15 protein-coding genes and 1 rRNA gene are annotated in these 15,101 nt (G+C 34.0%); 6 read left to right on the forward strand and 10 right to left on the reverse strand.

What is annotated here, in order from left to right:
• Window positions 1–95, forward strand: a 5S ribosomal RNA gene (rrf, locus tag CD111_RS08745); the annotation flags it as partial.
• A 243-nt stretch (window positions 96–338) separates the two neighbouring features.
• Here the strand turns inward: rrf and ilvA are convergent.
• The 9 genes from ilvA to ilvD are packed head-to-tail and all read right to left on the reverse strand — an operon-like array spanning window position 339 to window position 11,124.
• Window positions 339–1,604, reverse strand: a complete 1,266-nt coding sequence (ilvA, locus tag CD111_RS08750; RefSeq protein WP_095086773.1) for a threonine ammonia-lyase IlvA — start codon at window positions 1,602–1,604, stop codon at window positions 339–341.
• A gap of 13 nt (window positions 1,605–1,617) precedes the next feature.
• On the reverse strand, window positions 1,618–2,187 hold the full coding sequence (leuD, locus tag CD111_RS08755; protein ID WP_095086776.1) for a 3-isopropylmalate dehydratase small subunit: 570 nt from the start codon (window positions 2,185–2,187) through the stop codon (window positions 1,618–1,620).
• Window positions 2,188–3,561: a 3-isopropylmalate dehydratase large subunit gene (gene leuC / locus CD111_RS08760; RefSeq protein ID WP_095086778.1), complete on the reverse strand. Its 1,374-nt coding sequence runs from the start codon at window positions 3,559–3,561 to the stop codon at window positions 2,188–2,190.
• Window positions 3,562–3,578: 17 nt separating this feature from the next.
• Window positions 3,579–4,619 (reverse strand): 3-isopropylmalate dehydrogenase, encoded by a 1,041-nt coding sequence (gene leuB / locus CD111_RS08765; protein ID WP_095086781.1) that lies wholly within the window; start codon window positions 4,617–4,619, stop codon window positions 3,579–3,581.
• Window positions 4,616–6,148, reverse strand: a complete 1,533-nt coding sequence (locus CD111_RS08770; protein ID WP_095086784.1) for a 2-isopropylmalate synthase — start codon at window positions 6,146–6,148, stop codon at window positions 4,616–4,618. The genes leuB and CD111_RS08770 overlap by 4 nt, the downstream gene beginning before the upstream one ends.
• Before the next feature lie 29 nt (window positions 6,149–6,177).
• Window positions 6,178–7,185 (reverse strand): ketol-acid reductoisomerase, encoded by a 1,008-nt coding sequence (ilvC, locus tag CD111_RS08775; protein ID WP_095086787.1) that lies wholly within the window; start codon window positions 7,183–7,185, stop codon window positions 6,178–6,180.
• A 31-nt stretch (window positions 7,186–7,216) separates the two neighbouring features.
• Entirely contained in the window at window positions 7,217–7,690 is a 474-nt protein-coding gene (ilvN, locus tag CD111_RS08780; protein ID WP_095086789.1) for an acetolactate synthase small subunit, read from the reverse strand.
• Window positions 7,690–9,423, reverse strand: a complete 1,734-nt coding sequence (gene ilvB, locus CD111_RS08785) for a biosynthetic-type acetolactate synthase large subunit (RefSeq protein WP_095086792.1) — start codon at window positions 9,421–9,423, stop codon at window positions 7,690–7,692. The genes ilvN and ilvB overlap by 1 nt, the downstream gene beginning before the upstream one ends.
• Before the next feature lie 12 nt (window positions 9,424–9,435).
• Window positions 9,436–11,124 carry a dihydroxy-acid dehydratase gene (gene ilvD / locus CD111_RS08790; RefSeq protein ID WP_095086795.1) on the reverse strand — a complete coding sequence of 563 codons (1,689 nt, stop codon included), beginning with the start codon at window positions 11,122–11,124 and terminating at the stop codon, window positions 9,436–9,438.
• A gap of 456 nt (window positions 11,125–11,580) precedes the next feature.
• On the opposite strand from ilvD, the gene tsaE reads away from it, so the two are divergent.
• The 5 genes from tsaE (at window position 11,581) to CD111_RS08815 (ending at window position 14,627) form a co-directional block, all read left to right on the forward strand.
• Window positions 11,581–12,039 carry a tRNA (adenosine(37)-N6)-threonylcarbamoyltransferase complex ATPase subunit type 1 TsaE gene (gene tsaE, locus CD111_RS08795; protein ID WP_095090079.1) on the forward strand — a complete coding sequence of 153 codons (459 nt, stop codon included), beginning with the start codon at window positions 11,581–11,583 and terminating at the stop codon, window positions 12,037–12,039.
• Entirely contained in the window at window positions 12,020–12,685 is a 666-nt protein-coding gene (gene tsaB / locus CD111_RS08800; protein WP_095090083.1) for a tRNA (adenosine(37)-N6)-threonylcarbamoyltransferase complex dimerization subunit type 1 TsaB, read from the forward strand. Before tsaE ends, tsaB begins: the two co-directional genes overlap by 20 nt.
• Window positions 12,658–13,119, forward strand: coding sequence for a ribosomal protein S18-alanine N-acetyltransferase (gene rimI, locus CD111_RS08805; RefSeq protein WP_095086798.1), 462 nt, complete (start codon window positions 12,658–12,660; stop codon window positions 13,117–13,119). Before tsaB ends, rimI begins: the two co-directional genes overlap by 28 nt.
• Complete coding sequence (gene tsaD / locus CD111_RS08810) at window positions 13,119–14,135, forward strand: tRNA (adenosine(37)-N6)-threonylcarbamoyltransferase complex transferase subunit TsaD (protein WP_095090081.1); 1,017 nt, start codon at window positions 13,119–13,121, stop codon at window positions 14,133–14,135. The genes rimI and tsaD overlap by 1 nt, the downstream gene beginning before the upstream one ends.
• 69 nt (window positions 14,136–14,204) lie before the next feature.
• Window positions 14,205–14,627, forward strand: coding sequence for a VOC family protein (locus CD111_RS08815; RefSeq protein WP_095086801.1), 423 nt, complete (start codon window positions 14,205–14,207; stop codon window positions 14,625–14,627).
• Between the two features lie 77 nt (window positions 14,628–14,704).
• Here CD111_RS08815 and CD111_RS12645 read toward each other — a convergent pair whose 3' ends face one another.
• Entirely contained in the window at window positions 14,705–14,851 is a 147-nt protein-coding gene (locus CD111_RS12645; RefSeq protein WP_169711987.1) for a hypothetical protein, read from the reverse strand.
• Window positions 14,852–15,101 lie beyond the last annotated feature (250 nt).

Consider the following 15,101-nt stretch of genomic DNA (forward strand, 5'->3'; position numbering starts at 1 on the left):
GGTCACACCTGTTCCCATGCCGAACACAGAAGTTAAGCTCTTTAGCGCCGATGGTAGTTGGACTTACGTTCCGCGAGAGTAGGACGTTGCCGGGCAATACGTTAAAAATGGATGCGATGAGCCGCACTCGAGACCTGTTAGGTCTCTTTTTTTGTATTGAATAGTAATTAAACTAATATTGGAAAGTAGCTATTTTATAATAATAAATGAGAGTTTACTTTCTATTATTATTGTAAAAAGATAAACAATTAACAACATTATAAAATTTTATAAAAATAAGCATATCACTCAACTGATTTGTTCAGTTCTGTAGTGATATGCTTACTTTTTTATTTTAATTATATAAGGAGTGAGTAAAGCTTTTTATTCTGATTAATATAAATGTATTTAGGATCAAATTCGCTTACGTTTTTATATAATTGATCTAAGTCGTTATGATCTTTTAATTGAATGCCAATTATTACAGATCCTGTATTCTGACTTGATTTCTTTAAGTATTCGAATTTTGTAATATCATCATTAGGTCCTAGTACATCATTAACGAACTCTCTTAATGCACCTGGTCTTTGTGGGAAGTTTACTATAAAGTAATGCTTCATGTCTTCATATAACAGAGAACGTTCTTCAATTTCTTTCATTCTGTTTATATCATTGTTACCACCGCTAACGATACAAATAACATTTTTACCTTTGATTTCGTTTTTGAAATGATTAAGTGCAGTTACACTTAAAGCACCAGCAGGTTCCGCAATAATAGCTTGTTTAGAATACATATCTAAAATAGTACTACAAACTTCACCTTCATCTACTGCTACGAATTGATCTACCACATTTTTAGAAATATCAAATGTCAGTTGGCCAACCTTACCAACTGAGGCACCATCAACAAACTTATCAATATCCGTTAATGTAATGATCTTGTCTGCTTTAACTGATTGAGCCATACTACTTGCACCTAGTGGTTCAACGCCAACTACTTGAGTTGCAGGCATCTTATCTTTTAAGTATGTTCCTACACCAGAAATAAGTCCACCGCCACCTATTGCAGCAAAGCAGTAATCAAATTCTATATGTTCTTCTTGGGCAAAATCAACCATTTCTTTAGCTATCGTACCTTGTCCAGCTATTGTATTAATATTATCAAAAGGATCAATAAAACTTAATCCATGTTCTTCAGTATAAGCTAAAGCGTGTTTTAAACAATCATCAAATGTATCACCAATTAATTCAATTTGTGCATATTCTCCACCAAAGAATTTAACTTGATTGATTTTTTGAGCAGGAGTTGTTACTGGCATAAATATAACGGCATTTATTTCTAATTGTTTAGCTGTAAATGCAATGCCTTGTGCATGATTTCCTGCACTAGCACAACTTACACCATTATTCCTTTCTTCGTCAGACAGTTGATTAATTGCATAAAATGCACCACGTAGCTTGAAAGATCTTACCCACTGTAAGTCTTCTCTTTTTAAGTAGACATTACAGTCGAACTTTTGTGATAAGTATAAATCTTTTTCAAGTGGTGTTTGTTTTACTGTATCCTTTATTTTTAAAAATGCTTCCTCTATATCTACAGCACTTAATCGCGTTTTCAAGGTCATTCTATCACTCCTATTAGTTGTGCGTTTTTTCATATTCTGTAATTTTATCTTCGTAAGTTAAAGTAATAGCAATATCATCTAAACCATTAACAAGTTTGTTTTTCCATGTACTATCAATATCAAAATGATATTTAGCTTCTGGTGTAATAATTTCTTGTTTAGGTAAATCAATAGTAATATTGCTATGTTGAGCAATAGATTCTCTATCGGTTTTATTTTCAATTTGAATAGGTAGCATACCGTTTTTCGTACAATTCATATAGAAAATATCACTAAAACTTCCAGCTATTATAATAAAGAAACCGAAATCTTTAAGTGCCCATGCAGCATGTTCACGTGATGAACCACAACCAAAGTTGTCTCCAGAGATTAGAATGCTAGCACCTTTATATTCAGGTTTATTTAAATTGAAATCTGGATTTTCTGAGCCATCTTCAAGGTAGCGCCATTCATCGAATAAGAAAGGTCCGAAACCAGTTTTAGAAATACGCTTTAGAAAAGCTTTAGGAATTATTTGATCAGTATCGATATTATCATTGAGTAGGGGAACAGTTTTACCGTTAAATATATTAATAGGTTCCAACTAGATAACCACCTTTCTAGTATCAATAAATTTGCCGTTAATAGCAGCAGCTGCAGCCATAGCAGGAGATACAAGATGCGTTCTTGCACCTTTACCTTGTCTACCTTCAAAATTACGGTTACTTGTAGAAGCACAGTGTACACCATTAGGCACTTGATCAGGATTCATACCAAGACACATTGAACAACCGGGTTCTCGCCAATCAAAACCAGCATCTTTAAAGATTTTGTCCAATCCTAATTCTTCCGCTTGTTTCTTAACACTTCTTGATCCGGGAACTACTATTGCCGTAATGTCTTGATGCACTTTGTGACCATTTACAATTTTACTTGCTTCAATTAAATCTGATAATCTAGCATTTGTACATGAACCAAGGAATACATAACCTAAAGGAATATCATGAGCAGTTTGCCCTGGCTGTAGACCCATATAGTTATATGCTCTTTCATCATTTATATCTTTAATTTCTGGGAAGGGCGTATTGAAACTTACACCCATTTCTGGACTCGTTCCCCAAGTAACTTGTGGTTCAAGTTCACTAACGTCTATCGTAATTGTCTTATCATATACAGCATCTTCGTCTGAATATAATGTTTTCCAATCTGCTATTTTTTCATCAAAGTTTTCAGGTTGATAAGTACGTCCTCTAACATATTCAAAAGTTGTTTCATCTGGTTTCATCATTCCATACTTAGCACCGGCTTCAATTGCCATGTTACAAATAGTCATTCTTTCATCCATTGTCATATTTGAAATTGCTTCACCAGTGAATTCTAGTGCGTATCCACTACCGAAATCAACGCCATATTGATTAATTAAATATAGAATAAGATCTTTTGCATAAACACCAACAGGCAGTGTGCCATCAACTTGGATTTTTAAATTTTTAGGCTTGGTTTGCCATAGTGTTTGAGTAGCAAAGACGTGTTCGACTTCACTTGTACCAATTCCAAATGCTATTGCACCAAATGCGCCATGTGTTGCTGTATGTGAATCTCCACAAACAATTGTTTTACCTGGTTGTGTTAATCCTGTTTCAGGACCGACCATGTGTACAATGCCTTGTTCATCTGAACCCATATCAAATAACTTTACACCAAATGCTTCACAGTTTTTCTGTAATGCATTTATTTGTTTATTAGCAATTTCATCTCTAATATTGAATATATCTACAGTCGGTACATTATGATCCAATGTTCCAAAAGTAAGGTCAGGTCTTCTTACTGTTCTGTTGTGTAATCTTAAGCCTTCAAAAGCTTGAGGAGATGTAACTTCATGTATAAGGTGTAAGTCGATGTATAATAATTGTGGTTCACCTTCTTTACCAGCAATTATATGTCGATTCCATACTTTATCAAATAATGTTTGTGACATGTCGTTGACCTCCTATGTTAAATTGATTTCTTAATTGTTTCGAAGACTTCTGAAGTACTTTTGTTTCCACCTAAATCTTTAGTAGTGATGCCTTCATTTATTGTAGAAAAGACAATGTCTTCTAAATGTTGTGCACATTCCGGCTGATTTAAACTTTCACGGAGACACATAGCAAGTGATAAAAGCATACCGCTAGGATTAGCTTTATTTTGTCCAGCTATGTCTGGTGCTGATCCATGGATTGGTTCGTATAAACTTGGTCCGCTTTCACCAAAGCTTGCAGAAGGGGATAAACCTAAAGAACCAGGAATAACTGAGGCTTCATCACTTAAAATATCTCCAAATAAATTTTCAGTAACAATTACATCGAACTGTTTCGGATTTGTAATGAGATGCATACTACATGCGTCAACTAATAAATGATTTAGTTCAACGTCAGGATAAGATTTTGAAACATTATCTAAAGTAGCTCTCCATAATTTAGAAGAACTTAATACATTCTCTTTATCTACGGATGTTACTTTTTTATTTCTTTTTTCTGCTAACTGAAATGCAACATGTGCAATTCTCGTAATTTCATCAACAGTGTACGTTAAAGTGTCAACTGCTTGATTCTCATCAAAGTACTTAGGTTCTCCAAAGTATAATCCACCAGTAAGTTCTCTCACTATTATAAAGTCAGTATCTTTAACGATGCTTTCCTTTAATGGCGAAAGATGCGCTGTAGATTCTGTTACGATAGTAGGTCTAATATTAGCAAAGAGTTTCAGAGCTTTTCTTATACCTAGTAATCCATGCTCAGGTCTGTTTTTTGGATCTGTCCAATTAGGACCACCTACAGCACCTAATAAAATAGCATCGCTATTCTTACATGATTCTAACGTATCTTTTGGAAGTGGATCGCCATGTTTGTCAATGGCGATACCTCCAAAATCTTTCGTTTCTATTTCTACATCAAAATTGAATTTGTTTGAAAGAATTTCTAATATTTCTAAACTTCCTTGTATAATTTCTGGTCCAATACCATCTCCAGGAAGGGCAGTGATTTTGTATGTCATGACTTTACGCCTTCTTTCAATGAAGTTTCGCTAAATTTAGCATGAGCTTCAACATATGCTTTACAAGAAGCGTATAAGATATCATAGTCTATACCAATGCCAGTATATATTTGATCTTCAAATTCAACTTGCACATGCACTTCTGCTTGAGCATCCGTTCCTTCAGTAATGGATTCAATACGATATTGTTGAAGTTCTGGTGATTGATCAAATATTCTATCTATTGCATTGTAGATAGAAGTAATTGATCCAGATCCAATTGAAGAGTCTTGATAAGTATTGCCTTCTTTATCTTCAATCACAACAACAGCGCTTTGTAGTCCATTAGAAACAAATTGTAATTGCAGTGCATTTACTTTATACATTGCATTTTCTTCGTGTTCACTACCTTGCATAATTGCGTGAATATCTCGGTCTGTAACTTGTTTTTTCTTATCAGCAACTGACTTAAATTGTTTAAATACCTCAACTTGTTCATCAGGTGATAAATCATAACCTAGTTCAATTAATTTTTGACTAAATGCATGTTTACCTGATAGTTTTCCAAGTGGTAAAGTGTTTTTAACTACACCAACAAGTTGTGGTGTCATGATTTCATATGTTTCTGGATTTTTTAATATGCCGTCTTGATGGATACCAGATTCATGACTAAAAGCATTTCTACCAACAATAGCTTTATTTCTAGGGACTCGAAGTCCAGAGAATCTACTAATCATGTCACTTGTGTTTTTCGTTTCAGATAAATTAATGTTTGTAGTGAGATTATAATGATCTTGTCTGACATATAAGGCAAGTGCGATTTCTTCAAGTGACGTATTTCCAGCACGTTCACCAATACCATTGATTGCACCTTCTACACGGCGTGCACCATTTTCGAATGCAGCAAGTCCATTTGCAACTGCTAGCCCTAAATCGTCATGGCAATGTGAGCTATAAATAACTTCATGTTTGCTTTCAATTGTTTCGATAAGAGTTTTAAAGATTTGACCATATTCATTAGGATAAGAATAACCAACTGTGTCAGGTATATTTATAATATTTGCGCCAGCATCTACGGCAGTTTGCACAGCTTTAATTAAGAATGGTAACGGCGTTCTTGTCGCATCTTCAGGCGAAAATTGCACATCATTAAATAGTGTTTTTGCATACGCAACATTTTCTTTAATTGATGCTAAAATTTCTTCTTCTGTTTTCTTTAACTTAAACTCTAAGTGGATAGGGCTTGTTGCTAAGAATACATGTATTTGTCTATGTTGTGCATTTTTTGTAGATTCATGAACTGCATCAATATCAGACTTAGTACATCTAGCCAAACCACATACTGCTGTAGTTGTTAATGCATTTGCAATACTTTCTACAGACTTAAAACTTCCTTCACTAGAAGCGGGGAAGCCAGCTTCTATCACGTCAACTCCCCATTTTTCTAGTTGTAAAGCTATTTTAAGGCGTTCATCAAAAGTAAAATTGACGCCTGGTGTTTGTTCACCATCTCTTAAAGTTGTATCAAATATTTGAATATGCTCTGACATAATTATCCTCTCCTTAAGTTCGCTTTCGATTATTTAGATTGAATACTTTTAGCTTTAACGAATGGCATCATGTCACGTAAATCTCTACCAACTGCCTCAATTTGATGACCTTGTTGTTTTTTACGCATTGCTAAGAATTCTTCAAATCCATTTTCATTATCTTTAATAAATCGGTCACTAAATGCACCTGATTGAATGTCTTTAAGAACTTCCTTCATATTGTCTTTAACGTCTGGTGTAATAACACGTTCACCTGAAACGTAATCTCCAAATTCAGCAGTATTTGAAATAGAATAACGCATGTTTTCCATTCCACCTTCATACATTAAGTCTACAATGAGTTTCATTTCATGTAGTACTTCAAAATAGGCAATTTCAGGTTGGTAACCAGCTTCTACTAAAGTTTCAAATCCTGATTGGATTAACTTCGTAACACCACCACATAATACTGCTTGTTCGCCGAATAAATCTGTCTCAGTTTCTTCTTCGAATGTTGTTCCAATAACGCCAGCTCTTGTTGCACCGATACCTTTGGCATAACTTAATGATAACTGTGTAGCTTTGCCAGTTGCATCTTGGAATACAGCAAATAGGGCAGGAACTGCACTACCTTCAGTAAATGTACGTCTAACTAAATGACCAGGTCCTTTCGGTGCCACTAAGAAAACATCAACGTTTTCAGGTGGTTGAATGACTTTAAAGTGAATGTTGAATCCATGAGCAAATACTAAAGCGTTACCTGCTTCTAAATTAGGTTCGATTTCTTCTCTATATACTTGTCCTTGAATTTCATCTGGTAAAAGTACCATTACAACATCTGATTGTTTTACCGCTTCAGCTACTGGATATACTTCAAAACCATCTTCTTTAGCTTGATCAAAAGATTTACCAGGACGAATACCGATAACTACATCATAGCCGTTATCTTTTAAATTTTGTGCATGTGCATGTCCTTGTGACCCGTAGCCAATAACTGCAATCTTCTTACCTTGTAATGCGTCCTCTGTTACCGTGTTGTCATAATATACTTTAGTCATAATAAAATCCTCCATTAATTTGTTTTAATTTTTATAGTAATCCTGCAGAACCTGTACGTGACACTTGTGTCACTGGATATATGTTTAAATCATTCAATAGATTTTCTATTGTTTGATGGGTTCCAAATGCTTGTAAATAAATATGATCATCTACATCTTTTAGAATGGTCATTTGATTTTTATATGGCTTAATAATTTGTTCGAATTCTTCAAAATTATCAGGCTGACCTAATTTAATTAAGATGAGTTCTCGATTGAATAAATTTGTATCAGTAATGTCTAAAGCAGACAAAACATTAACTTGTTTTTCTAATTGCTTAATGATTGTTTCTGTAGAACTTTCATCGGAAACATCAACTATAAATGTAATGTTACTTATGCCCTCAGTTTCCGTAGGCGTAGCTGAAAGTGAAACAATGTTGTATTGTCTTCTTACAAAAATACTTGTAAGTCGGTTGAGTGTACCCGCTCTGTCGAGTACTTGTGTCTTGATTGTTCTCTTCATTATTCCACGCCCTCCATTTTGTAATTTGGTTGGCCACTAGGAACCATTGGTAGTACAGGTTCAGTTGGTGAAATTCTAATTTCAATTAACGCTGGACCTTTATATTGAAATGCTTCATCTAAAGTAGATTCTAGTTTGTCATTTGAGTCAATCATGAATCCTTTGACGCCATAACTTTCGGATAGTTTCATGAAATCAGGTTGACCATTAAATACTGAATGTGAAAAACGTTGATTGAAAAATTTATCTTGCCATTGTTTTACCATGCCAAGCGTTCCATTATTAATAAGAACAATTTTAATGTCGTTATTAAATTCATTTAAAATAGCCATTTCTTGATTTGTCATTTGGAAGCCGCCATCACCAACAAATGCAACAACTGTTTTATCTGGATATGCAAACTTTGCACCAATTGCTGCCGGGATACCAAATCCCATAGTTCCAAGGCCACCACTCGTGATGATTTGACCATGTGTTTTAAATGGATAGTACTGTGCTGCCCACATTTGATGTTGACCAACATCTGTCGCGACTAATGCATCTCCGTTTGTAATTTTTCCGATGTACTCAATTGCTTGTTGAGGTTTTATGAAATCATCAGTAGGTTGATCATATTTAAATGGGTAAGTTGCCTTATTTGATAAACAATGTTCATACCATTCGTGATGTACGAGTTCATGTGCATCATAATCTAATAGTGCCTCTAGTGTATGTTTTGCATCAGCAATTACACCTAGATCTGTTGGAATGACTTTGTTAATTTCACATGGATCAATATCTACATGAATAACCTTGGCATCTTTAGCAAATTCATCTGGATTACTTGCTAATCTGTCGTCAAATCTACTACCAAAATTTATAAGTAAATCACATTCAGTTAATGCCATGTTACTTGCATAGGAACCATGCATTCCACCCATTCCTAAAAATAAAGGATCTGAGTAGGGGATAGACCCTAAACCTAATAAAGTATTCACGACAGGAATTTTGTATTTATTAGCAAATTCTGTAAGCTCTTTAGATGCTTCAGCATGATTGACACCTGCACCAGATAGAATAACTGGTTTTTCGGCTACCTTTATCATATTGATGATTTGTTCGATTTCTTTATCCTCAGGATTTAGATTGAGATTATATCCTGGTAAATCCAAATCTTTCGGTGTTACTTCAATCGTTTCAAGAACCCCAATATCTTTAGGGAAATCTATAACTACTGGGCCTTTTCTACCAGTAGATGCAATATGAAAGGCTTCGTTGATAATTCTTGGAATATCTTTGACATCTTTGACTTGATAATTATGTTTCGTAATTGGTGTTGTCATTGAAAGTAAATCTGCTTCTTGGAATGCATCTTTACCGATGCCTGGTCGATGTACTTGGCCAGTTATAACTACAAGTGGTATTGAATCACTCATCGCATCAGCAATACCTGTAATTGTATTTGTTGCACCAGGACCACTTGTCACAACTACAACACCAGGTTTTCCTGTAACTCTTGCATATCCTTCTGCAGCATGTACAGCGCCTTGTTCATGTCTTGTTAAAATGTGAGGCACTTTCCCATCATAGAAAGCGTCGTATAAAGGTAGTACTGCGCCACCAGGGTATCCAAAGATAAATTCGACTTTTTGGTCGACAAAAGATTGAACAAGAAGTTCTGCTCCTGTATACGTATATGTCTTTTCTTTAGTAGCTTCATCTGGTTCATTGTATGATTTAGTACTTAGTGCCATAATAATCACTCCTTAGATTAATTCATCTGGTACTTTCATGATGCCACCTGTGTTTGCACTTGTTACAAGGGCAGTATAACGAGCTAAGTATCCAGTTTTCACTTTAGCTTTAAAAGGCTCAATGTTTTGTTTTCTTGCATGTAATTCAGCATCTGATACATTTACATCTAACTTGCGATTTGTTAAATCAATGACGATTTCATCACCATCTTCTATTAATCCGATTGGGCCACCAGCTGCTGCTTCTGGAGAAATATGACCAACTGCAACACCTCTAGTAGCACCAGAGAATCTTCCATCAGTAATAAGTGCAACGTCTTTCCCTAAACCTCTACCTACAATAGAAGAAGTAGGGGCTAACATTTCAGGCATTCCAGGACCACCTTTAGGTCCTTCATAACGAATGACTACTACATGTCCTTCACGAACAGTATGATTGTCGATTGCTTCTACAGCTTCGTCATGAGAATTGAAACAAATTGCTTTTCCTACGAATTTTTTAATAGATGGATCGACGCCACCAACTTTAATTGCTGCTCCATCTGGGGCAATATTGCCAAAGAGAATAGATAGCCCACCAGTTTTTGAGAAAGCATCTTCTTTTTTATGAATAACATCAGTATTTGTAATTTTTCTGTTTTCATTATTTTCTCTTAACGTATTTCCTGTAACTGTAATACGATCAGGATGTAATACGTTATCCATTGTTAATAACTCACCAATTATAGCGGGAACACCGCCGGCTTCATGTACATCATGCATAGAATAAGAAGAACTTGGCGCTATCTTAGAAAGGTATGGTGTACGCTTAGCAATTTCATTCACTCTATTTAAGTCGTATTCAATACCAGCTTCATTTGCTAGTGCAAGTGTATGAAGTACGGTATTTGTGGAACCGCCCATTGCCATGTCTAAAGCAAATGCGTCGTCAATTGCACCTTTTGTGATAATATCTTTAGGTTTAATGTCTTTTTTAACTAAATCCATTAATTTAAATGCTGCTTCTCGAATTAATTCTTTTCGTTCTTCACCAACTGCAATTGCTGTACCGTTATAAGGTAAGGCTAATCCTAATACTTCCATTAAGCAGTTCATTGAATTCGCTGTAAACATACCAGCACATGACCCACAAGTTGGACATGCATTTTGTTCCATATCTAAAAACTCTTCTTTACTCATTGAACCACTTTTGAATGTTCCAACCGCTTCAAACATTGAAGATAGCGTTAACGCTTTACCAGTTGCTGAAAGTCCAGCTTTCATAGGTCCACCAGAACAAAAGATTGCTGGTACGTTCGTTCTAACAGATGCTAATAACATACCCGGTGTAATCTTGTCACAGTTTGGCATGTAGAATACACCATCAAACCAGTGAGCATTGATAACTGTTTCCGCTGCATCTGCTATAACTTCTCTACTAGGTAAGGAATAGCGCATACCGATATGTCCCATTGCAATGCCATCGTCAACACCAATCGTATTAAACTCAAATGGAATGCCACCAGCTTCTCTAATTGCTTCTTTAGCGATATCAGCTAGCTCTCTTAAATGAACATGTCCAGGAACAATATCGATATATGAGTTACAGATTGCTATGAAAGGTTTATTCATATCTGTAGGGCTCTTAATCTGTCCAGTTGCATGTAATAAACTTCTTGCTGGGGCTTGTTGATCACCTTTTTTTATCATGTCACTTCTCATAATTACACTCCTCTAGAAAATAAAAAAAGTAGTGTCCCTTAAATTAAAGGGACACTACTACGAGTCCCATTCAATCAGAAATAGGACTTAAACCATACAGTAAATTTCAAGTTACTGTTGTTCGAGTCCTTCTGAGCGTAATAAAATTACTAATATGTTGTTGTCGGTTTTTGGTTTATTTGCCGTCGTATAGAATTTCATTACAACTCGTCCTTTCTGAATTAAATGTGGATAATATTTTTATTAAGATTTTTGAATAGTTAAAAAATTTATGTACTTAATTTAACCCATATAAACAAACCTGTCAACAGAAGATTTGCATTTTTCTAAATATTTAGATAATGTAAGCGCTTTATTTGATAGAATTTCATTAATTACCCATTCATTTGATTATTTGTTATAATAATTCAGTTAGTTTATATAATAAAAAATGATTAAAGTAGGTGTGAAAAATTGATCCTTCAAATAGAAAACTTAGAACAAACTAAATTAATAGCCGAAAAATTAGCGCAGGTTGTATCTGAAAATGATGTCATATTGTTAAATGGTGATCTTGGAGCTGGAAAAACAACATTTAGCCAATATTTTGGAAAAGGATTAGGCGTTAGAAGAAATATTAATTCACCTACGTTCAATATAATTAAGTCTTATAAAGGAAGATTGCCATTTCATCATATGGATTGTTATAGATTAGAAGATAGTGATGAAGATTTAGGCTTTGATGAATATTTTAATTCTGATGGCGTTACAATAGTAGAATGGGGAGAATTCATTAGTGATTATTTACCTGATGAAAGATTGGAAATTAATATTAAGTATATAGATGAAAGTCATAGAATTTTTGAAATTATTTCAATTGGAGAACATTATAAACAATTAGAGGAAGTGTTAAATGATGACCACATTGTTAATTGATACTTCAAATCAGCCATTGGCAGTTTCAATAGTTGAGGAACAAACAACACTATTAAATTATCAATCAAATTTGAAGAAAAACCATTCATTACAATTAATGCCAGTTATTGAACAATTAATGAATGAAGCAAATATAAAGCCTAAAGATTTATCTGAAATCGTGGTTGCAAATGGACCAGGTTCATACACTGGTTTAAGAATTGGTATTACAACAGCAAAGACGATGGCATATACATTAAATATTCCAGTTTATGAAGTATCATCATTAAAAGCACTAGCAAATGTAAGTGATAGAAATGATACATTACTTGTTCCATTATTTGATGCGAGACGTGAACATGTATTTGCAGGTGTTTATAAAAAAGAACATAACAATTTAATTACTATTATGGAAGATTGCTATATATCAATAGATGATTTGAATGAATTTTTAAAATCAACTGATCAGACATATATATTCATTGGGATTGATTCACAATCATTATCTAAGAGGTTAAATGGTGAAGTCGATCCGGTATTACCTAATGCATCTCTCATGATGAAAATTAAAGGTGAAGCAATTTCAAATGTGCATGACTTAAAACCACGTTATTTAAAATTATCAGAGGCGGAACAAAATTGGAAAAACAATCAAACCAAGATTTAAAAATTAGAAAAATGACATCGGATGATGTTTTGAAAGTTTATGATATAGAAAAACAAAGCTTCTCAAATAGTTCGTGGTCTTTGGAAGCTTTTTATCATGAATTGGAAAAAAATGAATTTGCTCATTATTTCGTTGTAACTTTAGGTGAGGACATTATTGCTTATTGTGGATTATGGTTAGTCATTGACCAAGCACAAATTACGACAATATCCGTTAATAAGAACTATAGAAATAGTGGGATAGGGCAATTATTACTTAAGTATGTCATGAATTTTGCAAGTGAAACATGTACAACGATGAGTTTAGAAGTGAGATTAGAAAATGATACAGCTAGACATATATATGAAAAAGCTGGATTTAAGTATGGTGGAATTCGAAAAAATTACTACGGTGACGGAGAGGATGCAAAAGTAATGTGGGTGAGCTTAAAATAATGAAAGAGTCATTAATATTAAGTATTGAAACAAGTTGTGATGAAACTGCTGCCAGTGTGATAAAAAACGGTAATGAAATAATTAGTAATGAAGTTGTAACTCAGATGATGACACACAAAAAGTTCGGAGGTGTCGTACCAGAAGTTGCAAGTAGACAACATGTAGAAGTCATGACACAAGTTATAGACGAAGCACTAAAAAACGCAAATACATCTATGGAAGAAATTGATGCAGTAGCAGTAACAGAAGGGCCGGGGCTTATAGGTGCTTTATTAATTGGTGTAGCTAGTGCAAAAGCATTAGCATTCAGTCATCAAAAACCGCTCATTCCAGTACACCATATTGCAGGCCATATTTATGCAAATCATTTAATCCAACCTTTAAAATTTCCTTTAATAGCATTAATCGTTTCTGGTGGGCATACAGAACTGATATATATGAAAGATCATTTAGATTTTGAAATAATTGGAGAAACAAGAGACGATGCTGTTGGAGAAGCATATGATAAAGTTGCAAGAACAATCGGACTACCGTATCCAGGAGGACCGGAGATTGATCGACTTGCCCAATTAGGTGAAGACACACTGAATTTTCCAAGAGTTTGGTTAGAAAAAGACAGTTATGATTTTAGCTTTAGTGGTTTGAAAAGTGCAGTCATCAATACACTTCATAATAAAAAACAAAAAAATGAAGAAATTGTAAGTAAAGATGTGGCTACGAGTTTTCAAAATAGTGTCGTTGAAGTATTAGTCGGAAAAACGATTTCTGCAATCAAAGAATATAATGTTAATGAATTGGTAGTAGCAGGAGGCGTTGCAGCTAATAAAGGCCTTCGTGAAGCTTTACAAAAAAATTGCCAAGATTTAAATATCAATTTAACGATACCACCTTTAAATTTATGTACAGATAATGCTGCTATGATTGGTTCAGTCGCGCACTTCTTATATTTAAACGGTAAAAGGGCTGATATGAGGCTAAACGGTCGTAGTTCTATAGATATAGAAATGACGAAGTAAACTTACTTGTATAATGAGTAATATAATCTTATAATTAATTTGAAATACCAATAAATAGGAGGCGTTATAATGGATGTAAATACGTACTTTAACTTTCAGAACAGTATTGAAGCATTAAAATTTTATGAAGAAAAACTTGGTGCTACAGATATCATGAGAATCGCTGGAAATGATGAAAGATTTAAAGATGCCCCTGATGAATTCAAATTACCAGAATCATTTACTATGAATGCAAGCTTCACATTATTGGGACAAACATTTTTATGTAGTGACACTTGGCAAAACAAAGAAATTGATAATGAAGGTGCACAAGTTTGTTTCCAATTTAAGTATGACAACGAAGCTGATAGAGAAGCAATTGTTGACTTATTTAACAAAGCTGAAGAAGCTGGTTGTAAAATGGACATGAAACTAGATAAAGTAGAGTGGTCTCCAATGTTCGGATCATTTACAGATCCATTTGGTGTAACTTGGATGGCAAACGCGCTATAAATAGAATAATAATAGAAAGAAGTGATTAACCGATATCTTGGATAATGGTTAATCACTTCTTTTTTGTTTAATAGTTATTAATGTTTTCTTGCGTATTTACCTTCACTATTTGTATAATCAGTATAATCTTTTATACGCTCATCATATTCCTCTTTAGTAATAATCTTAAGGTTTAACAATTCTTTAGCCTTAGATGAATAGTTCTCGATATTTGATTCTGGCATATCATCACCCCTTCTGTATGCTGTATCAGAACATACTTAAAAAATTATGTATGGACACTTCAAAAAATGAATTAAGTAAATTACGAAAATATGATAAATAAGTTTGCTTAATTGAATTATAAAACTTTTCAATAGGTAATGCTACTAAAGTTTTAAATTTATAATATAAAGCTTATTATATTTTACATTTTTTACACAAAATTAAGAAAGACCATTAGAACTTGATAAAGTCAATACAGAACATTTGTAC

The organism is Mammaliicoccus stepanovicii (genome assembly GCF_002902525.1).
Classification (GTDB): domain Bacteria; phylum Bacillota; class Bacilli; order Staphylococcales; family Staphylococcaceae; genus Mammaliicoccus; species Mammaliicoccus stepanovicii.

Excerpts from the sequence above, each read along its gene's own strand:
- ilvA (WP_095086773.1), bottom strand. The coding sequence starts at position 1,604 with ATGACCTTGAAAACGCGATTAAGTGCTGTAGATATAGAGGAAGCATTT.
- leuC (WP_095086778.1), bottom strand. The coding sequence starts at position 3,561 with ATGTCACAAACATTATTTGATAAAGTATGGAATCGACATATAATTGCT.
- leuB (WP_095086781.1), bottom strand. The coding sequence starts at position 4,619 with ATGACATACAAAATCACTGCCCTTCCTGGAGATGGTATTGGACCAGAA.
- CD111_RS08770 (WP_095086784.1), bottom strand. The coding sequence starts at position 6,148 with ATGTCAGAGCATATTCAAATATTTGATACAACTTTAAGAGATGGTGAA.
- ilvC (WP_095086787.1), bottom strand. The coding sequence starts at position 7,185 with ATGACTAAAGTATATTATGACAACACGGTAACAGAGGACGCATTACAA.
- ilvN (WP_095086789.1), bottom strand. The coding sequence starts at position 7,690 with ATGAAGAGAACAATCAAGACACAAGTACTCGACAGAGCGGGTACACTC.
- ilvB (WP_095086792.1), bottom strand. The coding sequence starts at position 9,423 with ATGGCACTAAGTACTAAATCATACAATGAACCAGATGAAGCTACTAAA.
- ilvD (WP_095086795.1), bottom strand. The coding sequence starts at position 11,124 with ATGAGAAGTGACATGATAAAAAAAGGTGATCAACAAGCCCCAGCAAGA.
- tsaB (WP_095090083.1), top strand. The coding sequence starts at position 12,020 with ATGACCACATTGTTAATTGATACTTCAAATCAGCCATTGGCAGTTTCA.
- tsaD (WP_095090081.1), top strand. The coding sequence starts at position 13,119 with ATGAAAGAGTCATTAATATTAAGTATTGAAACAAGTTGTGATGAAACT.
- CD111_RS08815 (WP_095086801.1), top strand. The coding sequence starts at position 14,205 with ATGGATGTAAATACGTACTTTAACTTTCAGAACAGTATTGAAGCATTA.
- CD111_RS12645 (WP_169711987.1), bottom strand. The coding sequence starts at position 14,851 with ATGCCAGAATCAAATATCGAGAACTATTCATCTAAGGCTAAAGAATTG.